This is a genomic window from Corynebacterium endometrii (genome assembly GCF_004795735.1).
Classification (GTDB): Bacteria; Actinomycetota; Actinomycetes; order Mycobacteriales; family Mycobacteriaceae; genus Corynebacterium; species Corynebacterium endometrii.
Genome location: NZ_CP039247.1, coordinates 559,935 through 584,362 on the forward strand (window position 1 = coordinate 559,935; position 24,428 = coordinate 584,362).

At 61.6% G+C, this 24,428-nt stretch carries 26 protein-coding genes; 8 read left to right on the forward strand and 18 right to left on the reverse strand.

From position 1 onward, the window contains the following. Nucleotides 1-31: 31 nt before the first annotated feature. Both CENDO_RS02525 and CENDO_RS02530 read left to right on the forward strand, forming a co-directional pair. Nucleotides 32-1,093 (forward strand): Cj0069 family protein, encoded by a 1,062-nt coding sequence (locus tag CENDO_RS02525; RefSeq protein ID WP_136140634.1) that lies wholly within the window; start codon nucleotides 32-34, stop codon nucleotides 1,091-1,093. 134 nt (nucleotides 1,094-1,227) lie between these two features. Then, nucleotides 1,228-1,848 (forward strand): hypothetical protein, encoded by a 621-nt coding sequence (locus tag CENDO_RS02530; protein WP_210726558.1) that lies wholly within the window; start codon nucleotides 1,228-1,230, stop codon nucleotides 1,846-1,848. Between the two features lie 57 nt (nucleotides 1,849-1,905). On the opposite strand, the gene CENDO_RS02535 is transcribed toward CENDO_RS02530, so the two are convergent. The 12 genes from CENDO_RS02535 to CENDO_RS02590 form a co-directional block, all read right to left on the reverse strand. Continuing rightward, entirely contained in the window at nucleotides 1,906-2,325 is a 420-nt protein-coding gene (locus CENDO_RS02535) for a DUF3151 domain-containing protein (protein WP_136140635.1), read from the reverse strand. Between the two features lie 70 nt (nucleotides 2,326-2,395). Beyond that, nucleotides 2,396-3,007 carry a Maf family protein gene (locus CENDO_RS02540; protein ID WP_136140636.1) on the reverse strand — a complete coding sequence of 204 codons (612 nt, stop codon included), beginning with the start codon at nucleotides 3,005-3,007 and terminating at the stop codon, nucleotides 2,396-2,398. Continuing rightward, the gene (locus CENDO_RS02545) at nucleotides 2,991-3,251 is read right to left on the reverse strand and encodes an acyl-CoA carboxylase subunit epsilon (RefSeq protein WP_136140637.1); all 261 of its coding nucleotides are present in this window, start codon (nucleotides 3,249-3,251) and stop codon (nucleotides 2,991-2,993) included. The genes CENDO_RS02540 and CENDO_RS02545 overlap by 17 nt, the downstream gene beginning before the upstream one ends. A gap of 8 nt (nucleotides 3,252-3,259) precedes the next feature. Next, nucleotides 3,260-4,768, reverse strand: coding sequence for an acyl-CoA carboxylase subunit beta (locus tag CENDO_RS02550; protein ID WP_136140638.1), 1,509 nt, complete (start codon nucleotides 4,766-4,768; stop codon nucleotides 3,260-3,262). Nucleotides 4,769-4,813: 45 nt separating this feature from the next. Next, complete coding sequence (locus tag CENDO_RS02555; protein WP_136140639.1) at nucleotides 4,814-6,430, reverse strand: acyl-CoA carboxylase subunit beta; 1,617 nt, start codon at nucleotides 6,428-6,430, stop codon at nucleotides 4,814-4,816. A 643-nt stretch (nucleotides 6,431-7,073) separates the two neighbouring features. Then, nucleotides 7,074-7,340, reverse strand: coding sequence for a hypothetical protein (locus CENDO_RS02560; RefSeq protein ID WP_136140640.1), 267 nt, complete (start codon nucleotides 7,338-7,340; stop codon nucleotides 7,074-7,076). Nucleotides 7,341-7,343: 3 nt separating this feature from the next. Beyond that, nucleotides 7,344-8,642 carry an inorganic phosphate transporter gene (locus CENDO_RS02565; protein ID WP_136140641.1) on the reverse strand — a complete coding sequence of 433 codons (1,299 nt, stop codon included), beginning with the start codon at nucleotides 8,640-8,642 and terminating at the stop codon, nucleotides 7,344-7,346. A 302-nt stretch (nucleotides 8,643-8,944) separates the two neighbouring features. Continuing rightward, nucleotides 8,945-9,142 carry a hypothetical protein gene (locus CENDO_RS02570; RefSeq protein ID WP_136140642.1) on the reverse strand — a complete coding sequence of 66 codons (198 nt, stop codon included), beginning with the start codon at nucleotides 9,140-9,142 and terminating at the stop codon, nucleotides 8,945-8,947. 157 nt (nucleotides 9,143-9,299) lie between these two features. Continuing rightward, nucleotides 9,300-10,121: a carbohydrate ABC transporter permease gene (locus tag CENDO_RS02575; RefSeq protein WP_210726580.1), complete on the reverse strand. Its 822-nt coding sequence runs from the start codon at nucleotides 10,119-10,121 to the stop codon at nucleotides 9,300-9,302. A 27-nt stretch (nucleotides 10,122-10,148) separates the two neighbouring features. Then, nucleotides 10,149-11,225, reverse strand: coding sequence for a carbohydrate ABC transporter permease (locus tag CENDO_RS02580; RefSeq protein ID WP_136140644.1), 1,077 nt, complete (start codon nucleotides 11,223-11,225; stop codon nucleotides 10,149-10,151). A gap of 163 nt (nucleotides 11,226-11,388) precedes the next feature. After that, nucleotides 11,389-12,687, reverse strand: coding sequence for an ABC transporter substrate-binding protein (locus tag CENDO_RS02585; RefSeq protein WP_136140645.1), 1,299 nt, complete (start codon nucleotides 12,685-12,687; stop codon nucleotides 11,389-11,391). Between the two features lie 114 nt (nucleotides 12,688-12,801). Then, nucleotides 12,802-13,806: an ABC transporter ATP-binding protein gene (locus CENDO_RS02590; RefSeq protein WP_136140646.1), complete on the reverse strand. Its 1,005-nt coding sequence runs from the start codon at nucleotides 13,804-13,806 to the stop codon at nucleotides 12,802-12,804. A 36-nt stretch (nucleotides 13,807-13,842) separates the two neighbouring features. Here CENDO_RS02590 and CENDO_RS02595 point away from each other — a divergent pair, with 36 nt between their 5' ends. Genes CENDO_RS02595 through purE form a run of 4 tightly spaced genes read left to right on the forward strand, consistent with a single transcriptional unit; the run spans nucleotide 13,843 to nucleotide 16,798 of the window. Further along, complete coding sequence (locus CENDO_RS02595) at nucleotides 13,843-14,526, forward strand: biotin--[acetyl-CoA-carboxylase] ligase (protein WP_136140647.1); 684 nt, start codon at nucleotides 13,843-13,845, stop codon at nucleotides 14,524-14,526. A 23-nt stretch (nucleotides 14,527-14,549) separates the two neighbouring features. Next, nucleotides 14,550-15,029 carry a hypothetical protein gene (locus CENDO_RS02600; protein WP_136140648.1) on the forward strand — a complete coding sequence of 160 codons (480 nt, stop codon included), beginning with the start codon at nucleotides 14,550-14,552 and terminating at the stop codon, nucleotides 15,027-15,029. 24 nt (nucleotides 15,030-15,053) lie between these two features. Further along, nucleotides 15,054-16,274 (forward strand): 5-(carboxyamino)imidazole ribonucleotide synthase, encoded by a 1,221-nt coding sequence (locus tag CENDO_RS02605; RefSeq protein WP_281276144.1) that lies wholly within the window; start codon nucleotides 15,054-15,056, stop codon nucleotides 16,272-16,274. Between the two features lie 26 nt (nucleotides 16,275-16,300). Next, the gene (purE, locus tag CENDO_RS02610; protein ID WP_136140649.1) at nucleotides 16,301-16,798 is read left to right on the forward strand and encodes a 5-(carboxyamino)imidazole ribonucleotide mutase; all 498 of its coding nucleotides are present in this window, start codon (nucleotides 16,301-16,303) and stop codon (nucleotides 16,796-16,798) included. Between the two features lie 123 nt (nucleotides 16,799-16,921). Here purE and CENDO_RS02615 read toward each other — a convergent pair whose 3' ends face one another. After that, nucleotides 16,922-17,824: a ribokinase gene (locus CENDO_RS02615; RefSeq protein WP_136140650.1), complete on the reverse strand. Its 903-nt coding sequence runs from the start codon at nucleotides 17,822-17,824 to the stop codon at nucleotides 16,922-16,924. Between the two features lie 3 nt (nucleotides 17,825-17,827). After that, complete coding sequence (locus CENDO_RS02620; RefSeq protein ID WP_246014349.1) at nucleotides 17,828-18,820, reverse strand: LacI family DNA-binding transcriptional regulator; 993 nt, start codon at nucleotides 18,818-18,820, stop codon at nucleotides 17,828-17,830. A gap of 185 nt (nucleotides 18,821-19,005) precedes the next feature. On the opposite strand from CENDO_RS02620, the gene CENDO_RS02625 reads away from it, so the two are divergent. Further along, nucleotides 19,006-19,473: a YdcF family protein gene (locus tag CENDO_RS02625; RefSeq protein WP_136140651.1), complete on the forward strand. Its 468-nt coding sequence runs from the start codon at nucleotides 19,006-19,008 to the stop codon at nucleotides 19,471-19,473. A 9-nt stretch (nucleotides 19,474-19,482) separates the two neighbouring features. On the opposite strand, the gene CENDO_RS02630 is transcribed toward CENDO_RS02625, so the two are convergent. From CENDO_RS02630 to CENDO_RS02640, 3 genes are all read right to left on the reverse strand, one after another. After that, nucleotides 19,483-20,514, reverse strand: coding sequence for a ribonuclease HI (locus tag CENDO_RS02630; protein ID WP_136140652.1), 1,032 nt, complete (start codon nucleotides 20,512-20,514; stop codon nucleotides 19,483-19,485). A gap of 34 nt (nucleotides 20,515-20,548) precedes the next feature. Further along, nucleotides 20,549-20,983 (reverse strand): OsmC family protein, encoded by a 435-nt coding sequence (locus CENDO_RS02635; protein WP_136140653.1) that lies wholly within the window; start codon nucleotides 20,981-20,983, stop codon nucleotides 20,549-20,551. A gap of 245 nt (nucleotides 20,984-21,228) precedes the next feature. Beyond that, the gene (locus CENDO_RS02640) at nucleotides 21,229-22,329 is read right to left on the reverse strand and encodes a hypothetical protein (RefSeq protein ID WP_136140654.1); all 1,101 of its coding nucleotides are present in this window, start codon (nucleotides 22,327-22,329) and stop codon (nucleotides 21,229-21,231) included. 338 nt (nucleotides 22,330-22,667) lie between these two features. On the opposite strand from CENDO_RS02640, the gene CENDO_RS02645 reads away from it, so the two are divergent. Further along, nucleotides 22,668-23,006: a hypothetical protein gene (locus CENDO_RS02645; protein ID WP_136140655.1), complete on the forward strand. Its 339-nt coding sequence runs from the start codon at nucleotides 22,668-22,670 to the stop codon at nucleotides 23,004-23,006. Between the two features lie 87 nt (nucleotides 23,007-23,093). On the opposite strand, the gene CENDO_RS02650 is transcribed toward CENDO_RS02645, so the two are convergent. Further along, a complete protein-coding gene (locus CENDO_RS02650; protein ID WP_136140656.1) occupies nucleotides 23,094-24,428 on the reverse strand; it encodes a GntP family transporter in 1,335 nt (444 codons plus the stop codon).

A 24,428-nucleotide genomic window follows, 5' to 3' on the forward strand; every position in this document is an offset into this window, starting at 1 on the left:
TCCACTACACCCAGATGAAAGGGATTCACCTGTGAAGAAGGCAATCGTAGTATTTGAGGTCGAGGGCGGCTCCGACAAGGGCGCTGACGGCCACCGCAAGGACACCATGCCGATCGTTAATGCGATCAAGGAGAAGGGCTGGCACTCTGAGGTTATCTTCTATCACCCAGATAACGCTGAAGAGATTTTCAAGAACGTCTCCGAGAACTTCGATGCTTACATCTCCCGCGTGAATCCGGGCAACATCCCTGGCGGCGAGAAGGGCTACTTCGAGCTGCTGACCAAGCTGGCCGACGCTGGCCTGGTTGGCATGTCCACCCCGGCCGACATGATGGCTTACGGCGCAAAGGACGCGCTGGTCAAGCTCAATGACACCGATCTGGTTCCGGAAGACACCGCCGCATACTACGAGGTGGAGGACTTCCACAACACCTTCCCAACCTCCCTGTCCTACGGTGAGCGCGTTCTGAAGCAGAACCGCGGCTCCACCGGCGAGGGAATCTGGCGCGTTCGCCTGGCCGACGCCAAGCTGGCGGAGTCCGTAGAGCCGGGCACCGCACTGCCGCTGGACACCGAACTTAAGTGCACCGAGGCCGTGGACAACAAGACCCATGACTACAAGTTGGGCGAGTTCATGGACTTCTGCGACCAGTACATCATCGGTGACAACGGCATGCTCGTTGACATGCGTTTCATGCCTCGCATCGTCGAGGGTGAGATCCGCATCCTCATGGTGGGCAACAACCCGGTCTTCATCGTTCACAAGAAGCCAGCAGAGGGCGGCGACAACTTCTCCGCAACCCTGTTCTCCGGCGCGAAGTACACCTACGACAAGCCAGAGGCATGGCCAGAACTGCTGGAGATGTTCGATGAGGCTCGTCCGGTAATCGCCTCCAAGCTCGGTGACACTGACAATGTTCCACTGATCTGGACTGCTGACTTCATGCTGGCCGACGGCGAGAACGGCGAGGACACCTACGTCCTCGGCGAGATCAACTGCTCCTGCGTAGGCTTTACCTCCGAGCTGGACATGGGCATCCAGGAGAAGGTTGCCGAGGTCGCCATCGAGCGCGTCGAGGCTGCACAGGCCTAAGGAATACCAAGCCCAGCCGCGAGTAGTCCCCCTGCTCGCGAAGGCGCAACCGGATTACATCCGGTTGCGCTTTTTCATGGGGAATTATCCCCAAACGGCACCATGCGTGAACAGTGCCAAGTTACTATAAGCTTATGAGTACTGACATCATGCTGGCGCCCGGTGAAAAGGGTCTGCACAGCGTATCCCTACGCCCTAATCTTCTTTTGTTCTGGCTGAAATCCAAATTCCTTGTCACCAACAAGCGAATTGTGGTTAAGCACCCGAATACTCTGTTCGGAATCATCCCACTCGGCTATGAGGAAACCGCAATGCCCATGGGCTCGGTCGCCGGTGTTCAGGCTACCGTTGCTGTGAAGACGGCACGACTCGTTTTCTTTGGTCTACTCTTCATCTTTTGCTTCTTTGCCATGTTCGATTCGCAGTACGATTCGGACGGCAAGTTCTTGTTCTTTGTCATGTCGTTATTTTTCTTTGCCCTTGCGGCGAACGCTATTCTTGCGGGCCTGATCGTCACCAACAACGGCGGTGGAAAGTCTCAGGTTACCGTATCGATTATGGATAAGGCGCGCCTTGAGGAGTTTAAGAACAAGGCGAATGAGTACATCTATTCCGCTTCCGTGGGCGGAACGTCGTGGAATGATGCTCTGGCGCAACCACAGCCACAGCAAAATCCCTACTTTCAGAATGGTTGGGGCCAGCCATACTCCGGTCCAACCGGGCCGGAATCCAACGGCAACCCCAGGAACTACTAGTCTCTAAGATTTAACCTATGCACCAGCGGCATTGCCGCTGGTGCACTTCGCGTTTTCCTAGTCCAACAGCCGTGGCACGGATTCCGGATCGGCGTCTGAAAGCATCTGGCGCAGGCGATCGTATTCATCGTGCTCGCCGATTGCTTGGGCTGCATGGGCGAGTGCTGCGATGGAGCGCAGCACGCCCTGATTGGGCTCGTGGCTGAAAGGGACCGGGCCCCAGCCCTTCCAACCGTTGGCCCGCAGGCGGTCAAGGCTGCGGTGGTAGCCGGTGCGCGCGTAGGCGTAGGCGGTGATGTATGCGTCCGGGAGTGCCTCATCGGCGCGGACCCGCGCCAATTCATCCTCCGCCAGGCGGGCCCACAGGATAGGGGAGTTGGGGTGTTCTACTACTCCGTGGGCCAGTTCTTCGATCCCCTGTCCTGGGTCATCTGGTAGCCGGATTGGTTCTGGGGCAAGCATGTCATTAATCTTCATGCCGCCAGCCTACGGCGAAACGTAGCCCGTAGCCAGAATTATTCGCGATAGCCCTAGCCGTGCGGGATTGCTACCTATTCCAGAACCGGGAGACGTCGAGACCGAAGGAATACACGGCCCGGCGCACCACGGGCAGCGACAGGCCGATCACGGAGGACGGATCCCCCTCTATGCGGTCGATGAACCATCCGCCGATGGCCTCCAGGGTAAAAGCCCCGGCGCACTGGAGGGGCTCGCCGGTTGAGGCGTAGGCGGTGATGTCGGCGTCGGACGCGGAGGCGAAGTGGACCGTGGTCGATGCGGTCTCATTGAAGTGCGCGTCGCCGAAGATGATGTGGTGCCCGGTGAGCAGCTGTGCGGTCTTCCCGGCCTGCCGGCGCCAGCGGGCGATAGTGTTGTCCACGGTGTGCGGTTTGCCCTGCAGCTCACCGTCGAGCAGGAGCATGGAATCCCCGCCAATGACCAGATCGCGTGGGTAGGCGGCGGCGACCTTTTCTGCCTTGGCCTTCGCCAAAGCGGCGACGATATCTGCGGGGGTGGCAGACGGCATCGAGGCGATGATGGCATCCTCGTCCACGTCAGCGGGGTGCAAGACAGGCTCAACCCCGGCGCCGCGCAGGATAGACGCGCGGGACGGGGACTGGGAGGCTAAAACCAGCCGGGGTTTAGTAGTAGCGGACATTGCGGAAGGCGGAGGGGTTGAACTGCTTTAGCGGCTCGAAACGGTCCGTGGCGCGGCCCCATAGGTTTCGCTCGCCGGTGGCGTCCACGGTGGAATTACCGGCGGCGGCCTTGCGGGCGTTGGCCGAAAGCTGGGCGAGGGCAGCGCTCAGCGCGGCTACCTCTTCCTCGGAGGGATTGCCCTTCACCACGGTGAACAACGGGGTGGAGTGGGCCTGGGATGCCTGGTTGTTGGGGATGGTCATAAAACTCCTTACAGCGGAATGTTTCCGTGCTTCTTAGGCAGGCCAACCTCTGTCTTGCGTTCAAGCAGGCGCAGGCCCTGAATCAGATTGCCGCGGGTAGTGGATGGTTCAATTACGGAATCCGCAAGGCCGCGCTCGGCCGCGGCATAGGGGCCCATGAATTGCTCTTCGAGGGCGTCAATCTGCTCCTGGGTAGCTTCCGCGCCGTAGATAGCCGCAGCAGCCTGGGAGGTCTGGGTCACGGCAATTTCGGCCGTAGGCCACGCGAAGACTAGGTCCGCGCCCAGGTCCTTAGAGCCCATGAAGACGTAGGCGGGGCCAATGGCCTTGCGGGTAATCACGGTCAGCTTGCCTACGGAGGCTTCGGCCTGCGCGTAGGCCAGCTTGGCGGCGTGGGAGAGCAGGCCCGCCCGCTCCTCCGCCGGGGCCGGGATGAAACCGGGGGAATCGACGAACTCGATGATTGGGGTATTGAAGGCGTCACAGGTGCGGATAAAACGGGCGGCCTTGGCGCACGCGGCGTTGTCCAGGGCGCCGGCAAGCGCGGCCGGCTGGTTAGCCACAATTCCCACGGCGCGGCCCTCGATGTGGGCAAAGCCGGTGACAACGTTGGTGGCAAAATCGGGCTGGATTTCCAGGAAGGAATCGGCGTCCACCACGGCGTTGATGATGTCCAGGACGTCGTAGACTGCGGACTCTTCGTCAGGGATGAGGCCGTTGAGTCTGAGATCAGACTCGGAAATATTGTCGGCGATAGATCCGCCGGTGATATCCGCGTCGGTGCGCGGCGCCTCGGCGCGGTTGTTGACCGGCAGGTAGGCCAGCGCGTCGCGGGTGAGGGCGATGGCTTCATCTTCGCTGGACGCGGTCAGGTGCGCCACGCCGTTTGCGCGGTGGACCTCGGCACCGCCTAGCTGGGCCGCGGTGACATCCTCATTAAAGACCTCTTTGACCACGGAAGGGGCGGCCTGGTGCAGTGCGCCCTCGTCGCTGAAGACGAGCAGATCCGCCAGGGCCGGTGGGAACGCGGCCATGCCCTCGTTATCGCCAAGGACTACGGCAACCTGTGGGATGACGCCGGAGGCCTTGGTGGCGCGGTTCAGGATGCGGGAATACATCGCCAAAGTGACAATGCCCTCCTGGACGCGGGCACCGGCGGACTCGTAGATGCCTACGATGGGCACGCCGGTTTTGATGGCCAGGTCGTAGATCTTGATGATCTTGTCGCCGTAGACCTCACCCAGGGTGCCGTCAAAGATCGCGGAATCCTGGCTGAAGACGCACACCTTGCGCCCGTCAATGGTTCCGTAACCGGTGATGACGCCGTCCGTGTAAGGGCGGTCATGCTCGCGGCCAAAGTCCACGGAACGGTGGCGTGCCAGAGCGTCCGTCTCAACGAAGGAATCGGCATCGAGCAAAGCCTGCACGCGGGAGCGCGCGGGGGAAGCGGTCCGGGCCTCAGACAGCTTTGAGTTCAGGTCCTCGATCTTGCCAGCGGTGGTCTTGAGATCAGTCATAAAAAGTAATTCTATACGCCGCGCCGAGCGCGGCGGGAATCAATGTTATAGCGGAATGTTGCCGTGCTTGCGGGCGGGGCGGGCCACGGACTTGTCGGCATAGAGGCGCAAATTGCGCGCGATCACGTGGCGGGTTTCGGACGGGAGGATAACAGCGTCAATGAGCCCGCGCTCCGCGGCCGTGTACGGGTTTAACATGTGGTCTTCATACTCGCGCTCGAAGGACCTGGTCAGTTCGGCCACATCCAGGCCCTCTTCACTGGCCCGGGCGAGCTCCTTGCGGTAGATAAAGCCCACCGCTCCGGAAGCGCCCATCACGGCGATCTGGGCCGTTGGCCACGCCAGGTTTACGTCGGCGCCCAGGCCCTTGGAGCCCATGACGCAGTATGCGCCGCCGTAGGCTTTGCGCATGGTCACCGTGATCTTAGGGACGGTGGCCTCCCCGTAGGCGTAGAGCAGCTTGGCGCCGCGGCGCAGGATGCCGTCATGCTCCTGGGAGGCGCCCGGCAGGAAGCCTGGGACGTCAACCAGCAAGACGAGGGGGATATTGAAAGAATCGCAGGTGCGGATGAAACGCGCCGCCTTTTCCGAGGAATCAATGTCCAGGCAGCCGGCGTAGACCTGGGGTTGGTTGGCGACGAAGCCAATGGTTTGCCCTTCTATGCGGCCGAACGCGATGACCACGTTCTCCGCGCGCTCAGCCTGGATCTCCATGTATTCCCCGTCATCGGTGAGGTGCTCAATTACTTCGCGCACGTCATAAGGCTGGGTAGGGGAATCAGGGATGAGGTCATCGAGCAACAGGTCATCCGCGGTGATTTCATCCATTTTTTCAAACGGCTCCGGTGGGGCGGTCTGGCGGTTGTTGGATGGCAGGAAGCCTATGAGGTCATGGACCCAATCCAGCGCCTCTTCATCGGACTGCGCGGTGAAGTGGGAGGTGCCCGCGGAATGCATGTGGGCGCCGGCCCCGCCCAATTCCTCCTGGCTAATCTCCTCACCGGTAACGGTCTTGATAACGTCAGGGCCGGTGACGAACATCTTGGACTTCTTGTCCACCATGACAACAAAGTCCGTCAGCGCGGGGGAATAGGCGTTACCTCCGGCGCAAGCGCCCATGATGACGGATATTTGCGGGACCACGCCGGAGGCGTTGATGTTGTGCCAGAAGGTCTTTGAGATCCAGTCCAGGGAGACCGCGCCGTCTTGGATGCGGGCGCCGGCTCCCTCATAGAGGCCGATGAGTGGGCGGCCGGTGGTGACTGCGAGTTCCATGATCTTGCACATCTTCTCCCCGTAAACCTCACCCAGGGCGCCGCCGAAGACGGTCCCGTCTTGGGAGAAGATGCACACCTCCCGGCCGTCAATGGTCCCCCAACCGGTGACGATTCCGTCCGTGACGATCCGCTTTTTGCCCATGCCAAAGTCCTCAGTGCGATGCTTGACTAGCATGTCCGTTTCCACGAAGGAGCCCTCATCGAGGAGGTAGTCCAAGCGCTCACGGGCGGTCAGGCGGCCGGAATCGTGGACTTTATCCACGGCCGTATCCCCCAAGGGACGCTCCGCTTCGGCCCGGCGACGCTTCAGCTCGGCAATCTTGCCGGCGGTGGTGTTCTGGTCTTCCAAGCTATTCAAATCCGTAAAAGGTGAGGAAAGGGTCATGTTTGGCAATCGTAGACGTTAGACCTGCGAAAATCTAGCAAGATTCGCCGGTAATTCGGCGAACAAAACTAAGTTGGCAGGTCAGTGCCCTTAAAAACGTGAGAAATTCCTCGCGTTAGGGTGTGTCCAGTTACCCCTAGCCTAGCGCTTCGGCGGTGCACGATAGTCAAAAAGCCCGTCCATAGGGACGGGCTTTGATTCAAAGTGTGAGAACCGCTTACGTGCAAGGCTTATTGCGCGGCGCGAGGTGCCAGCACGTCCAGTGGGGTGCGGGTGCGTGCGGCAAAAGCTGCGGAAATGGTATCAAGGATGCTGTTTAGAGCCTTCATGGTGTGCTCACCTCTTCCTGATTCTCTGGCCGAGAAACTATCGAATTGCAGATTAGTAAGCGACTGTACTCCTCGAGTTAACCTCTTTCAACTTTTTGTTAACTTTTTGTTTACTTTGTGTCTGTTCTTGCGGCTGTCCTCGTGCCTGTCCGCGTGGCCTTAGCCCGGCGGGCCGGTGGAGGCACGATGGGGCCTATGTGTTGTCAGCGCTCGAGCAGAATGTGCGCATCCAAATTGCAGCCCAAGGGCCTAGGGGCTTGAAGTCAAAAGAAAAAGCCCGCGTGCGCGGGCTGTTATGGATGTCTAGGGCTGGCCTAGTGGGCCTTGCCGGTCATGCCGGGAAATACTTCAAAGCCCGTGTAGTGGAATATAGTTTCACGGGCAATCCACAGGACGGCCACGACAATGACGATGCCCAGGACGGCAAATACCGCGGTACCGGCGGCCTTGGCAGCGATGGAAGAATTCCGGTCGCCTTGGAGCTTGATGCCCAGGGAGAAAAGGAACGGGATGCCCACGCCGAAGGCTAGAGCCAGGGCGGCGACGCGGGAAATACTGATGAGCATTTCTGCAATAGTCATAATTTAGCGACCTTCCTGGGTGTGGGTGGCGGCGCCGGTGCGGGTCCCTGTGGCCGCGGCATCGCGAGCGACTGGTTCGGTGTGAACGGCATATCCGCCGTGCTCCGCGGCATCGTTGCCCGCTGCGTCGTCGCGCTCCGGGTGGTCCTTGACGTTGCCGGCGTGGACCGGGTCCTTGCGCGAGCGGATGAAGATGGCTGCGGCCAGGGAGACCAGGATGAGGAAGTCAACAACTACGCCATAGACGGGCTCGGTGGCGTTTGCGATAAGCGTGCAGATCCACCAGGTGATAAAGCCAACCAGGGCGGCCATGGGGATGGTGATAAACCAGGCCGTTACCATGCGGCGGACCACATTCCAGTGGACCACGGCGCCCTTGCGGCCCAGGCCGGAGCCGGTGATCGAGCCGGTAGCCACGTGGGTGGTGGATAGGGCCATGCCGCCGGCGGCGGAGGTGAGCACAATCGCGGCGGACGTAGCGTCCGCGGACATGCCCTGAGGGGCCTCGATTTCCACGACGCCGCGGCCCAGGGTGCGGATGACGCGCCAACCGCCGGACAGGGTGCCCAGGGCGATGGCGAGCGCGCAGGAGATGATTACCCAGGTGGGGATGCGTGCGTCCGTGGTGGTTTCACCCGCGGCAACCAGGGCCAGGAAGATCACGCCCATGGTCTTTTGTGCGTCACCTGCACCGTGCGCCAGTGCCAGCAGGCAGGCGGTGACGATTTGGCCGTAGCGGAACTTCTGATCGCGCTGATCGCGCTGGATCTTCTGGGTCATAGCGTAGGAGACCCGCGTGGCGATCATCGCAACGATAGCGGCCAAAATCGGGGCCACGATGGCCGGGATGAGGATTTTGCCGGCGATGGAGGACCATGCCACGCCGGAGGCGCCCATGGCGGCGAAGGCCGCGCCGATGAGGCCGCCGAACAGGGCGTGGGATGAGGAGGACGGCATCCCCAGCAGCCAGGTAAGCAGGTTCCACAGGATGCCGCCGATGAGGCCGGTAAAGACCACGATGAGCAGCTCCACCCCATCAACGGGCACGTCGCCGGGGGCCGCAGAAAGGTTGTACGAGTCGAGGTTGACCACGCCCTTGGCCACGGTTGCGGCGACGTTGACGGACAAGAAAGCGCCAACCAGGTTAAAGAAAGCGGCGATGGTTACCGCAACAACCGGCTGAAGGGCGCCGGTGGCGATGGACGGCGCCATCGCGTTAGCGGTGTCATGGAAGCCATTAGTGAAATCGAAGGCCAGGGCTGCGATGACCACGATGGCCAAGATGATGAACGTTGCTGTCACAGCTTGAGACCCCTTGGAGTGTATAAAGGGCGCGAATAGTTAACACATTAAGGCTACTCGCCGAAGTATGGGTAAATTAAAATTCCGGCAATACCGCACTTAAGCTGGGATTTTGGTGCGGGGTGCCGATTTTAAGCGTGTAAGTTGCAACATAATTCAGCAAACTAAGCAATAGGTTTGACTTGGGTTCATCTCCAGTTCATCTATAGTTCACTTGCCTGGCGCGGTAGAAGGCGGCCAGGCACCTATTGTGAGCAAAGCAACATCCACATCCTCCCCTCAAGGATGTGCCCGGCAGCGGTCTAATGCGCCGAAAAGTCGTTGTGCTTTGCCCGTATCAACCCGTAGGTGGCCAAGCACAGGCCGGCCGCCAGGAAACCAGGCCACAGAGCCGGTTCGGGATCAAAGAGGTTCATAATTGCCTGCACTAGGGCAAGCAGGGCAAAGAAACCCACAAACCCGATTACCGTATCCCACATCAGTGCCCGGCGTTCATTCATGCGGGATAGTCTAGCGCGCCGGGGCGTAAGAATCGCGCGCCTCAAGGGCGCAGGCATGAAAGTACCCCGCAGCCACGAAACGAGAGGTGGGTTTAGTGACTGCGGGGTTGAAGGGGGCGGGGCGCATGGCTGCGCCGCACGAAAGCGCGCCGGGGTCCTAAGATTTGACGCCACCAGCAGTCAGGCCGGCGACAATGCGGTGCTGGAAGACCAGGACCATAATCACCAGCGGGATGGTCACCAGCGCGCCCGCGGCCATGGTGGAGGCGTATGGGAACTCAAAGTTCGATGGGCCGGCGAAGCGGGCAATCGCCACGGTTACCGGTTCGGTATCCGTGTTCGAAAGCTGGGAGGCCAGCATGTACTCATTCCAGGTGGTGATGAACGCGATGATGGCGGTGGTAAAAAGCGCCGGCGCGGCGAGTGGGAGCAGCACCAGGCGGAAGGCCTGCCCCTTCGATGCGCCGTCCACGCGGGCTGCCTCCTCGAGTTCCCAGGGGAGCTGACGGAAGAAGCTGACCAGGGTGTAGACTGTCAACGGCAGCGCGAAGGAGATGTTTGGAATGATCATCGCGCGGTAGGTGCCAATCCAGCCCAAATCGCCAAAGAGCTGGAACAACGGGGTAACCAGCGCAATGCCGGGGAACATCGAGGCGGCCAGGATGATGCCGGTCACGATGCCCTTGCCCGGGAAGTTCAGGCGGGCCAGGGCATAGGCCGTGAACACGCCAACCGCTACGGCCACCGCGGTGGTGGCCAGGGAGATGGCGAGGGAGTTGACGATCGCGGAGAGGAAGTCATTGCCGCGGTCCGTGGCGATTGCGTCACGGAAATTGTCCATGGTCACATGCGTGGGCCACGGGGTGGTGTCAAACGTGTGCCCGGAATCGCGCAGCGCCGTAATGACCATCCAGTAAAACGGGGCCAGGCCCCAGAACATGATGAAAAGGATGCCGGCGTAGTGACCCACAACGCTCATGGTGGATTTCTTCATGATGGTGACCTCCTAAGCTTTCTCACCCGGTTTATTGGCTGCCGCGCCCGTGGCGGTAGCTTCCGCCTTAGCGCGGCGCTTGCGCTCCTTCTTCGCCTTGCGCTTGGCCTTTTGGTCCGTGCCGCCCACATCGGCGCCCAGGAAGCGAATCAGGATAAACGCCACCGCGAAGATGAGCAGGAAGATGAGAGTGGACAGGGCGGAAGCGGAGTTGTAATTGCCCTGCTGCATATCGTTGACCACCACCTGGGAGATGGTGGCGGTAGGGGAGTTGGAAGAACCGGAGATCATAATCGCTGGCAGATCAAACATGCGCAGCGCGTCGAGGGTGCGGAACAGGACCGCCACCATCAGCGCCGGGCGGACCAGCGGCAGGGTGATGCGGAAGAAGGTCTGGAGACGGGATGCGCCGTCCACGCGGGCGGCGTCGTAGACATCGCGCGGAATCATCTGCAGGCCCGCCAGGATCAGCAGCGCCATAAACGGTGCGGTTTTCCACACGTCCGCGATAATCACGGCCATGCGGGCGTAAAACGGGTCCGAGGTCCACTGGATGGGTTCGCCTATTAGCGCATTGATGATGCCGTTAGGGGCAAACATGAATTGCCACAGCTTGGCGGTCACCGCGGTGGGAATGGCCCACGGGATCAACACCGCGGCGCGGACCAGGCCGCGGCCCTTGTACTCACCGTTCATGATGACGGCCATGAAGAGTCCCAGGACGGTTTCGAGGAGGACCGTGACCACCGTGAACAACAGGGTGATGCGCACGGCGGGCCAAAAATCGGTGGCAATCACGCCGGTGGCGCACTGCTCAACCTCGCCCATGGCGTTCATGCAGCGGTTGCCCAGCCAGTACAGGTAGTTCTGCAGGCCGGCAAAATCGCCCTCGACGAACATGCCCGTCTCGGGGTCGAGGCGGCGGTTGCCTTCGAAGGAGAGGAATACCGCGCGGATAACCGGGTATCCAATGACGATGGCCAAGACCAGCAGTGCTGGGGTGACAAGCCCGGCGGCGGTATACCACTGCTTGCGTTGTAGGGCGCGGCCAGCGTTCTTACTGGACTTAGGCGTTGTTGTGGTGGACACTCCGTTACCTTTCTCAAAGTCGTGAGTGGGGGAGAACTTCGTTTATCACGCTAAAGGGCGGGGCAGTACCGGAAAACTCGGAACTGGCCCCGCCCTTGCGGCTCTTCAGACTACTTGAGCTGCCCTAACGCTGGCTGCCTTCACGCAACGAGCGTTATTGGTACTAGCCCTGAGCAGACTCGATCGCGGACTTCATGTCGGCGGTTGCATCGTCCACGGACTTGCCGCTGTAGAGGGCGGCGTAGGCGTTGTCCTGGATGGCCTTGGAGATTGCGTCGTAGAACGGGGAAACCGGGCGTGGGACGGCGTTTTCCAGGGACTCCTTCAGGGCAGGGAGGTACGGCAGTTCCTCGGCCAGGGCGGCGTCATCGTAGATGGACGCCAGGACCGGTGGGAAGGCCTTCTCGGCGAAGGACATCTGGGACTCCTCGGAGATGATGAACTTGATGAAGTCCAGGGCGGTTGCCTTGTGCTCCGAGTTGATGTTGATGCCGTTGTTGTAGCCACCCAGGGTGGATACGCCTACGCCGTCCTTGCCGACCAGGGGCTGTACCTCAACGTTCTTCGCGTTGGAGCCCTTGGAGCCGTCAGCGTCGAGGGCGGAATCAAACATGTATGGCCAGTTGATTGCGAATGCGGTATCGCCGCGCAGGAAGGCCTGCTCGGTCTCGGCCTCGGTAGCCTCCTGGGATTCAGGGGAGATGGTCTCATCCTCCACGGCATCGACCAGGGCCTGCAGGCCCTCCTTGGACTCGGCGGAATCCACGTTAGGGGACTGGTCATCATTCAAGACGGACCCGCCCCAGCCCTCCATGAAGCCGGCGGTGTTCACGGTAATGCCCTCATACTGGGACAACTGGGTGATAAGGCAGTTCTGGTCATCCTGCAGCGCCTCGCAGGCGGAGCGGACATCCTCGAAGTTGTTGACCGGCTCCGGGGCCAAGTCGGTGTTGCGGAAGAGCAGCTGACCGTTGGTGTTCTGCGGCAGGGCGTAGAGGGTGTCATTGTAGGTGGCGGAGTCCACGGTTGGCTGCAGCAGTCCGGAGGTATCTACGGCAAAGTCGCCCTCCAGCGGTACCAGCCAGCCCTGGGCGGCGAAGTAGCCGGTCCAGATGACGTCCAGCGCCATGACGTCATACTCGGCGTTGCCCGCCTCGAGGGACTGGACCAGGGTATTGCGCTGGTCGCCGGACTCGTTGCCCAAGTCATGGATGGTGACCTGCTCATCCGGGTGATCGGCGTTCCATGCATCGACGATTGGCTGGATCTTGTCCAGATCGTTCGATCCCATGGCGAAGGTGATGGGGCCGCGGCCGTCAGCGTTTTCTACCTCTGCAGCACCATTGGCGCCGGAGGCGCCGTCAGTGGACTCAGAGGAGGAACAAGCTGCCAGGGTAAGGGCGGCGATAGCGGTGGTTGCCACTGCGCCCTTTCGAGCGGTGCGAAGGAAAGATTTCTTCATTGTTCTCCCTTGATTAGTATCGGTCATTCTAATGTAGAGCAATCCACATCACAGAGGGCTCATTCTTCCGATTTCACCACTATAAGGGGGTGGGATTTCGGTCAGCGGCCTGCACTACGGTGTGATTCGGTTGCCCGTTTCCGGGTCGAAACGCAGGGCCTGTGAGGGGTCAAATGCCGCCGTGACCGTATCTCCGCGGCGAGGCATATTGGCCATATCGGCGCGGGTCACAAAGCTCTGATCCTCAGCGGTGAAGTACACGTAGGCCTCGGCGCCGAGCTCTTCCACGATCGTCACGGTGCCGGTGACGGAATCCCAGCCGGAGGGGACCTCGGACGCAAGGCGCATGTTTTCCGGGCGCACGCCCAAGCGCGCGCCGGCATGGTCGAAGAGGTTCATGGCAGGCGACCCAATGAAGCCCGCCACGAATTCATTGGCCGGCGCGTCGTAGAGCTCGCGCGGGGAGGCCACCTGCTGCAGGACGCCGTCCTTGAGCACGGCCACGCGGTCACCCATGGTCATTGCCTCGACCTGATCGTGCGTGACGTAGACGGTGGTAGTGCCCAGGCGCTGCTGCAGCGCGGCCAGCTCGGAGCGGGTCTGCACGCGCAGCTTAGCGTCTAGGTTGGACAGCGGCTCGTCCATCAAAAACACCTTGGGATTGCGCACGATCGCGCGTCCCATGGCCACACGCTGGCGCTGACCGCCGGAAAGGTCTTTAGGCTTGCGGTCCAGGTAAGGGGTGAGGTCCAGGATTTCCGCGGCCTCACGCACCTTGGCGTCGATCTCTTCCTTGGGCATCTTGGCCAGCTTGAGTGCAAAACCCATGTTTTGGGCCACGGTCAGGTGGGGGTACAGGGCGTAGTTCTGAAACACCATGGCGATGTCACGCTCGCCGGGCTCCAAACCGGTGACATCCTTGTCATCAATTAGGATGGCGCCGCTGGTGACGGGCTCAAGGCCCGCAAGGGAGCGCAACGTGGTGGACTTGCCACAGCCGGACGGGCCCACGAGGACCAGAAATTCACCGTCGGCGATGTCCAAGTTGAGGTCCTTCACGGAGGGTTCCTCGGCGCCAGGGTATTGGATGACTACGTTGTTGAATGTGACCTTTGCCATGCAGCTTAATGTAACACCCTGGGTAGGCTGTAGGGCGTGAAATGGTTGAAGGAATACGTGGACCTATGCGCCTCCACCAACGCCGAGCTGCTGGAACGCGAGACTCTCAAAGACGGCGCGGCGCTTATTGCACGAGGCCAAACGGGGGCACGGGGGCGGCTCGGGCGGCAATGGGCCTCGCCGGCGGGCACGCAGGCCATTATTTCTGTGGGTTTGCTACCCCAAGACGTGTCACGCTTCGGGCTCCTGCCCCTGGCCGCGGGTTTGGCCCTGACGGATGCGTTGCCCGGCGTGGGGCTCAAATGGCCCAATGACGGCCTCGTGGAGGGAAAGAAGATAGCCGGCATTTTGTGCGAGGCCGCCGCCGATGCTGCCTCCCCATGCGGCATGCGCGTGGTCATCGGCATGGGCATTAATGTCACGGACGCCCCGCTTGATACCGCAACCTGCGTGCAACATCTGGGGTGGGGGCTAAGCGTCGAGGAGGTGGTCCACAGGGTGCTTGGCGCCCTGTCGGTGCGGGTGGAACAGTGGGCGGCGGGCCGCGACATTGTTCAGGAGTATTCCCAGGTGTGCACCAGCGTGGGGCAGCGCGTGCGTTTGCAGGCCCCGGGCGGCGATGTAGTAGGCAAGGTGGATCGCATCTCTTCCGACGGCTCCCTCATCATCGCCGGTAAATCCTACTCCGCCGGGGACGTCACCCACCTGCGTCCGGCCTGAAAGCAGCTAGTAGGATGGGGCCCATGTCCGTGATGAGAATGGCCCCAGGCGAACACAAGCTGGCTGACGTTACCGCCCCCATGCGGGCTCTGACGCTGCCCGTGCTAGAACTCATCATTATCACCGGCCTGGCCTGGATGGGGATTGGATGGATGGACGCCCACGGCATCCCCTCCATTGCGGGCACGCCGCTGGGGGAGTACCCCACCACGCGCAATGGGCTGGTGGGGCTGTGGGCTGTGGGCGTGGCGTGGCGTTTCATCCTTCCCGTCATGCGGCATCGCCGCAAGCGCTTTATCCTCACTAACCAGCGCATCATCGCCCGGCCCGGGAACCTCGGCGGGAGGCCGGACAACATTTGGCTGGGTGACGTGTTGGGCGTGCGGCGGCGCCGCGGCGGGATCTCCTTGGCCATCCGTGGTTACGAACAGGGCGTGTTCATGCCGGACGTGGCCAAGAACAAGCAGATTGAAAAACTCATCCATTCGCAGCTGCGGCGATAAGCCCTAATAGATATAGTGAGGGGCGTGCTAGAAGCTGAAAAGATTACCCATCCGGCCCACGCGCCGGGCATGCCCACGGTCACCGTTTTAGGAGACGGCCAGCTCGCACGCATGATGCAGACTGCGGCCATTGAGCTGGGCCAGTCCATCAGGTTGTTGGCGGGAGCTGAGGATTCCTCGGCCGCGCAGGTGTGCTCCGATGTGGTGCTGGGCGACTACAAGGATTATCAGGATTTGGTCAAGGTCTGCGCTGGCGCCGACGCCGTGACCTTCGACCACGAACACGTGCCTAATGAGCACCTGTTGGCGTTGATCGATGAAGGCCTCAACGTGCAGCCGCGCCCCGAGGCGCTGGTCTATGCCCAGGACAAGCTGGTCATGCGCAACCGGCTGAAAGAGCTGGGGGCGCCGGTCCCGCGCTTTAGCTCCATCGAATCCGTCGAGGACGCCGCGCAATTCTGGGAGTCAACCGGCGGGCGCGTGTGCCTCAAGGCCCGCCGCGGCGGCTATGACGGCAAAGGCGTGTGGTTCCCGGACTCGGCCGGCGAGCTTTCCGACCTAGTTAGCACCCTGCTCGATTCCGGAACCCCGCTCATGGCGGAGGAGAAGGTAGCCCTGGCCCGCGAGTTATCCGTCCTGGTGGCCCGCACCCCATCCGGCGAGACCCGGGTGTGGCCGATTACCCAGTCCGTCCAGCGGGACGGCATCTGCGCCGAGGCCATTGCGCCGGCCCCTAACCTGGACGAGGCCCTAGCGGCCCGCTGCCGCGAACTGGGCGTAAAGGTCGCCGAGGAGCTGGGGGTCACCGGCGTGTTGGCGGTGGAACTCTTCGCCTTCGACGCCGGTGGGGCAGACGGGTCCGTTGTGGAGGACATTGCCATCAATGAGCTGGCCATGCGCCCGCACAACACGGGGCACTGGACCCAGGAAGGAGCGGTGACCTCCCAGTTCGAGCAGCACCTGCGCGCGGTCCTGGACATGCCGCTGGGCTCGACCGAGCCACTGGCCCCGGTCACCGTGATGGCCAACGTGCTTGGCGCGCCCGAGGATCCCGCGATGCCCATGCAGCAGCGCGTGGTTGAGGTGGCTAAGCGTTACCCGGAGGCCAAGATTCACCTCTACGGCAAGACGCACCGGCCGGGGCGCAAGATTGGCCACGTGAACCTCTGCGGCACGGACGTGGAGGCCACCCGCCGGGACGCCGCGGCCGCCGCGCACTTTCTGGTGCACGCCAGCTGGGATTAATCAACGCAACTATTAAGGAGCAGCACATGTCACCATTGGTGGGCCTCATCATGGGGTCCGATTCCGATTGGCCTACGGTGGAACCGGCGGCTGAAGTCCTAGCAGAGTTCGGTATCCCATTCGAGGTGGGCGTGGTCTCCGCGCACCGCACCCCGGAGAAGATGCTCAACTACGCAAAGACCGCGCACGAGCGCGGGCTCAAGGCGATTATCGCGTGCGCCGGCGGTGCGGCCCACCTGCCCGGCATGGTGGCCGCGGCGACGCCGTTGCCGGTCATCGGCATCCCCCGCGCGCTCAAGGACCTGGACGGCCTGGACTCCCTGCTTTCGATCGTGCAGATGCCGGGCGGTGTACCGGTGGCCACCGTATCCATCGGTGGGGCCAAGAACGCCGGCCTGCTGGCCGCCCGGATCCTAGGCGCCGGTGATCCCAAGCTGGTTGAAGCCATGGCTGACTACCAAAAGAAGATGGCCGACGAGGTGGAGCAGAAGGACGCGAACCTGCGCAACAAGCTCCTGGGATAGCCCCGCCCACCCCTGCCATATTCCAAGTAACTACAGCCACTGTGGGCAACGCGTTGCCCCACGGCCAGCGCGGGGAGCGCAGCCGCCACCGCGGTAACCGCGCGCGGGCTAGCGTCCGCCGGTTTAGCAGGCCGGGAGCTGCGTGTCCATGTCCGCGTAGGAAGGCTGCGCGCCGCTGGCCAAGGTGGCATGGGCGCCCACCCGGGCGGCAAACTGAGCGGCGGCGTCCAGCCCGTCCCCGGCAAGCAGCCGGGAACAAAGCGCGCCGGCAAAGGCGTCACCCGCACCCGTGGTGTCCACCGCACTGACCCGCGGGGTGGCCACATCCCGCAGGCCCTCAGCGTCCGCGACCACCGCGCCCTTCGCCCCGAGGGTAAGCACCACGGAGGCAAACCCGGCCTTGAGCAGGGCCTCGGCGATAGCATGGGGCTCGCCGGATTCCGCGCCCGCGCCCAGTTGTTCCAAAATCAATCCGGCCTCGTGCTCGTTGGCCACAAGCGGGTCCGCCCGCAAGAGCGCATCCCTTGGGACCTCTACCACCGGTGCTAGGTTGATGACCACGCGCCCGCTAGCGAGGCTGACGGCCTCAGCGAATCCGCTGGCGGGGACCTCTCCTTGCAGCAGGACAATGTCAGCCCCGCTGACCTTGCCTCGATGGTCGCGGACATAGTCCCGGGTTACCAAGCCATTCGCGCCGGGGATGACCACGATGGTATTTTCTCCGTCTTCGGCGACGGTGATGACGGCCAGCCCTGTCTGTGTGTTGGCTGCGCGTTTCACGGCGCTGAGATCCACCCCGGAGGCGCGCAGGTATTCCAGCGCGGGTTCCGCGTATGGGTCATCACCCACCGCGCCGACGAAGCTAACCTCCGCGCCCAAAAGCGCTGCGGCCACCGCCTGATTAGCGCCCTTCCCCCCGGCGGAAATCTCCCCGCCCTCGCCGCTGAGCGTTTCGCCAGGTGAGGGGTGGCGGGCCACGCGGGCTATCAAATCCGCGTTGATGGAACCAACGACCGTAATGCCCATGGCTTACCTCGGCGCGGGAAGGTCAAAGTCTGAGGACGCGCGGGCAATAAAGGTCGACGGGGAGATAGAGCCCTGCGGTTGGGCACCATCCTTCTCCACGGCGGCAAGCAGCTCGTGAGCGGCGCGGCGGGCAAGAGCATCCACGTCCTGGTCGATGACGGATACCGGCGCGGGCTGGAGTCGCAGGAATGGCACGTCATCGAAACCGATGAGCGCCAGCTCAGAACCCAGGCTCACCTTTTCGCGGTGGCAGGCCTCCAGCGCGCCGGTGGTCATCATACCGTCGCCGGCGACGATGGCCGTAACTCCCTGGGCAAGCAGTTCCTTGGTCCCCGCGAAGCCCTCCTCATGGGTGAACCCACCGTGGTGGATGACCCAATCCAGGCCATACTTGGCGGCCGCCTCGCGGCCCGCGCCGAAACGCTGGGCGCCGGTTGAGGTGTTCTTTGGGCCAGACAGGAAACCCACCCGCCTGTGCCCGTGGTCTGCCAAATGCGCCAACGCCGCGTCCATGCCCGGTGTGGGATCGGAAACCACAGCGGGTAGTTCACCCACCGTGCGGTCAATCAGCAGCAGCGGCTTGATGCGAGCCGCCTGCGCCAGCGTGGCCTCGTTGCCGGCAATAGGCACGGCAATGATGCCGTCCGATTGGTGGCTGAGCAAAGTATCTACGGATCGTGCAAAGCGCTGGGGATCTTCCGCGGAAGAGATCACCAGGGTGCTTAGGCCCGCGGCGCTGGTTTCCTCCTCGATGGCGGACGCCATTGCCGAAAAGTATGGATTGTTCAGGGTTGGAACAATGACCCCGATTGAGTTAGAGCGCGAAGCGCGCAACCCCTGCGCCTGGGCGTTGGGGCGGTAGTTGAGTTCCTTGGCTATTTGTTGAACCTTGTCACGGGTTGCCTGCGCGATGGTGGGGTTATTGGCCAGGGCGCGCGAGGCCGTGGACATGGAGACACCTGCCGCCTGGGCAACGTCCTTGAGTTTGGCATTCACGGTTATTCCTCGCGCGGGGTGACGGGTAGGTAAAACTAGAAGGAGGGAGGGGATTAGGGGTGCAAACGGTTGCACTTTCCGGGAACTACTTTTGCAGTACACGGTTAGCGATGTCAAGAATTCGGGTCCTTTTGTTCCCCGGTCCCATTGATGACGGCTAGCGCTAACTCGCTAGACTAGGCGTCATGATTACTCACCCGCGCCCCATCCTGGTTCTGGGAGCAAGGGTTGTCCATGGGGCCGCGGGCCCGGTCCTTGCCGCCCGGCTAGATACTGCCTTAGATATTGCCCGGCGATATCCCTCCGCACCCATCATCGTTTCCGGCGAAGGGGAGGCGCCCGTGATGGCGGACTACCTGGCCGCGGCGGGGCTCCCGCGGCGGCGCATAGTGCTAGAAAACCAAGCGACATCCACGAATGAGAACCTCGAGCGGGCCCTGGCTTTGTGTTCACACGTTGAGCGCTTCGAGGTGGTGACCAGCAACTTCCACGCGCTGCGCACGCGCCTGTGGGCCTGGCATCATGGGATAGGCGTGGTGGTTCATCGCGCCCCCACACCGGTCCGGAAGAAGCCCAAGAATTACCTGCGGGAAATCATCGCCACCCCGCATTCGGCAGCCAGGGTCCTGTGGCGGAAATATAAAGCCCGCTAACGCCGTTGGCTAGGAGGGCAGTACCTTTTCTATGCCTTTGAGCAGAGTGGGGCGGGCGGCCTTTTCCGGATGGGCCGTTGCCCGCAGACCCATGTAGGCAATGCGGTCTGCCGCCTCGTTGAGGGGATCTCCGGCATGGCCCATTACCCGTCGGATGTCCACCCTGCATTGGTCCTTGAGATCTAGCCACGCCTGCTGGAAGCGGGAGAGCGCCCCGGGGGCTAATCCACGCCACTTGCGCCCACGATGCCCGTTGCGCTGAATGTGCTTTACCGCTTCCAGTGCACCCTGACTGTCTGTTTGGATAATGACACGCTTGACCTTTGTGCGGGCCGCGTATTTAAGCGCCAGAGTGATGGTCTCTAGTTCAAGTTCGTTGGTGCTTGCGCGGCTGGGCATCGAACGCAATTGATAGTCCCCATTTGAAGCAACGAAACACATCGCGCCTTTCGAGCGGGTATCTGAAGACGCGTCCGTTGCAATGCGCAGCGTGCCCGCAGTGGATGCAGCATTGTCAAAGGCCTTTACATTCGGCCACCACAATGCGTGAGTCACGGGTCCGGTAGTAACGGTTTTAGTTCGTGGTGCCTCACCAGCCTTTCGGCTTGCGCGCAGGGCCTTGCGCTCCTCGATGCCACGCAGCTTGCTTACGCGCACCACGGCGCGGTTTTGGTGGGAAAAGCTACCGGTGACGGTAAACCCCTTGTCCTCCAGCGCTTTGCGCAATGCGGCCTGGCGGCGGCCCGTAACCACCCACTTTTCCCCCTTCCTGCCGCGCAAGCAGGCCAGTAGGGACTTCTTCACCTCCGGCACGGGGGTCTCCGCCTTGGTTTGGCCGGTCCGGATGAAGGTTTTGGATGTGCCATCGTTAATCCCGATGATCCAGCCGTGAAGCTTGCCTGCCTTTGCCGATTTAAACGGCACATCCCACAGGGCGATGGCCACATGGACCGGGCGGGAGACCATCTCCTTCGTGACGGCACGCGTGACGTATGTACGTGACGCGGTGCCGGTCAGCTCGGAGAGGTTCAAAGATTTCATTGCTACTAATATGCCCTAAACGAGGGGGAATCCGCTAAACGGAAAAGTCTACATTCGTCGCGTGTTCCACCGTGCGGGATACGGTGCAGTCCTTATCGTGGCTGACCTGCACCAAGCGTTCCACCATGCCCTGGGCCTGCCGGCCCTCCGGGGAATCATCAAAGGTCACGTTGAATGACACTCTCACGTCACTGAGCCGCGAGGCGCCCTCCTCATTGACTCGATCCCCTTCCACGTGAACCTTAAACTCCGTGGGCTCCGCCCGGCGGCCGGTGACCACGTCCACATCGACAGAGGCGCAACCGGCCACGGCGGCGAGCAATAATTCCACCGGGCTTAACAAGCCTTCGCCGGAGCCGAACTCAAGGGAGGAGCCGGCGGCGTTCGAGGCCTTGTAATGGGTGGGCCCCACCCGTTCAACGTCGACCGCATACTGTTTGGTGATTTCAGGCTTAGAGAACGAAGACATGCCTTGAGTCTAAATGCCCAGGGCCACTTTCGTGCGCCGAAAGGCCTTTTCCCGCCCGCGGCCGCCGAAGGGCAGTGTCGGTGTTAATCATGTATACCGAAAGCAACTTCGGCTATCTCCCGCATCAAATAAATTCAGCAGCCCGCCTCGCCTTGATTGCTGGGGGTAACGGACTGCTGAATCTGTAGAAGCTAGAAGCTAGAAGCTGGGGCGGTGGGACGGCCACAGTGGCGTTTAGTCCTTTTTTATTTCTTCTTCTGCTTCTTGTCCTTCTTGGCGTCCTTGGGCTTCTTGGAAGCGCCTTTCTTGCGCTTGACGTTGCCCTTGTCTTCGGACTTCTCTTTGGCTTTCTTGGATTTCTTGTCCTTAGTCCCTTTTTTCTTAGGCTTTTCGGAGCCGCGCGCGCCTCGGTCATCTTCGGTGTGCTTACCCTCGGGTGCGGGGGAGTCTTCCGTCGCCGCCTGTGTAGTTGGGGACTCTTCGACCGGGTCCGCTATATGGGCAGCATCCTGTTCAGCTGAGCCAAGTTCGGCCAGGCGGCCGGCTACGTCAGCGGCCGGCAGTGGATCGTCGAGGGAGAGGTCCTTGGCGCTGTAGGCCAGGTGGCCACCGGGGCTGGGCGATTTGAAGCTATCCGCCCATTCGTCGAAGCCATCGGCGGATTGCGGCGCGCCGGCAACCGCTTCCTGCACGGCGGCCAAAAGTTTCCTGCCGCGCTTGTCCTCCATGGTGTCGCGCAATGGGTTATGGCCCTCGTGCGCCTCGTATTCCGCGAGGAAGTCTTCAACGTCTTCGGCGCTGAAGTTAAGCGGCTCCCAGATAAGCTCGTCTTCGCTCAGGCTGGAATCGAAAAGGAATATGTAGCCTACCTTGCCGCCATTCTTATCGACCGGCTGAATGTGCCAGCCGTAGTCGCCATCGGGGTTGGAGAACAAGCCGTCGGCCTTGGCCTTCAAGCCGGGTGCGGTGCTGAAGGAAACGGGGCGCGTATTCCAGATTTCAAGACCATAAATTTTCTCTTCACCGGTCTTGATTTTCCCGGTCGCGAAGTAGCTGACCAGTTCGCTTACGTGGAGGAGATCGCGAAGCTGCTCGCGGGCCTGCGCGGGCACAGGTTGTGGGAGTTGGTCCGCCCACTCGGCCACCACGGACAAATGCCCAAGCAAGGCGCGCTCACACATCGCCGGCCAGGAATGGTGGTAGTCCCACCGGTAATTGCGCTGCAGATGAGACCAGAGTTGCTCAAGGCCGTCCACGGCGTCGTAGGCCGCGGAGCGCGCACTTTCCCGCACCAAGGTGGTGTCTGCAGCGATGACTTCTCGCAGGGTGTTAAGCGCGGTGCGCATGGGGCCTCCTTATAGCATGGGGCTTGGTGAATCGGCTTGCACCCCCAACATTACCGGTTATGACCAGGTGGCCGGGTGGGTTTGCGCGCCAATCGGGCAAGGACAGCCTGAACCTGGTGACCATGGCGGCCTGCGGGCGATTTTGCGGCCGCTGCCTGCCCAGCTTGATAGGGGCAGTGGGGAGAGCTGCTGCCACTCGATATACAGGGAACAGGCGCTTCGAGGGCTAGGCTGCAGATATCCGCGTAACGGAAAAGCCACGGTGGTTTAGTGCATCGAGTTGTGGGAGGCCAGAAATTGAAAGACAAATCAAGCAGCGCTTATTAGACTGGGCGCTTATGAGCACACCATACAAACTGGACTATGAATGGCTGCGCAACGATATTGACGCCGTGGCCACTGTTGAATTGACCGTGAAGGGTGAAGGCGCCCGGGAGGCTATCTTGGCCTGGTTTGAAGAGGTGCCACTAGATGAGCTAGGAACGCGAGGTGGGGGCGGCTGGATGGTGGCAGAGGCCACGGACATCGCCCGAACGGATGCGGATACCGTGGTCCTGCACATCACCTCCGGGGGCGAGGACGTGGCGGACGGAATCCAAAACGGAACCGAATCCGCTTACGAGGCACTAGAACCCTTTGGCGTGGAGTTGAGCTGGAAGAATCTTCCGCGGCGTTAAATAAAAAGGTGCTTTCCTTGGCCGAGGAAAGCACCGAATGCGGGGGCATGCCCCTTATCTCCGAGCCGATGCGCTAGGCAAAACGCCCTACACCAGGGCGTAAACGGCACCGGTAATGATAAAGCCAGTCACGGAGAAGATGGTGGACAAAGTCGTCCAGTACATAATGCCCTGCTTGACGGACAAGCCCAGATACTTGGTGACAATCCAGAATCCGGAGTCATTGATGTGAGACAAGCCCAGGGCGCCGAAGCCGACTGCGAGCATGACCATGGTCAACTCGATGGAGGACAGTCCAGCTGCGGCCGCAGGGGTTGCTAGCAGTCCCGCGGTGGTGAGCATTGCCACGGTGGCCGAACCCTGGGCGGCGCGCAGCGCGAGGGCTAGCAGATACGCGGTCACGAAGATGGACAGGCCAGCCTCCGTCAAAGTGGTGGACAATTCATCGCCGATGCCGGATTCCACCAGCACGTTGGCGAATCCCCCGCCTGCGCCGGTTACGAAGATAATCACGGCCACCGTTGGGAGCGCGGATTCTATGATTCCGGAGGACTTTTCTAAGGACCACTTCTGGTTCATGCCCAGGGCAAACCACGCAACAACCACGGCGATGAGAAGGGCTATCGGGGAGGCGCCAATGAAGCCGAGGAAGTCCTTGGCGGCCCCATCCTCCAGGACCATGGCGCCGGTAGTGCCACCCATGATCAAGATGATCGGCAGCAGGATAAGTCCCATCACCAGGTACGGACCGGGTGCTGAAGCATTGTCCTCCAGCGGGGTTGCCTCAGCGGGGGACTTGTCGCGCTTGACGCCGTCTACCTTGTAGAAACGAGCGACGAGGAATCCGATAGTTGCGGTCACCGCGCCGATTGGCAGGCCGACGGTGAGCATCAGTCCAGGGTCTCCACCCATGAGTTCGGCCACGGATACCGGGCCCGGGTGCGGGGGCAGTGCGACGTGTACGACCATAAGGATGCCGGCAATAGGCAGGCCCAAGCGGAGTGGATTAATTCCTGCGACGGCGGCGAAGCCAAAGATCAAAGGGGCCAGGATGATGAATCCCACGTCGAAGAAGACGGGGATTCCCAGGATAAACGCGGCGATACTCACCGCGGCCGCCACCTTGGCGCGGCCTAATTTGTCAGTAAAGTACTGCGCCACGGATTGCGCGCCGCCAGATACTTCAATTAACCGGCCCAGCATCGCGCCAAGGCCAACGACCACGATGACGGAGCTCAGGGTATTGCCAATGCCATCCGTCACCGTAGAAACCGCTTCGGCAAGCGGGATTCCGGAAATTATGGCCGTGGCTACGGACACCATGATGAGGGCGATGAAAGCAGGCACGCGGCCCCAAATAACTAAGGCCAACAGCACGGCCACGGCCGCGATTGCTAGACCAATGAGAGCGAATCCGGTCAT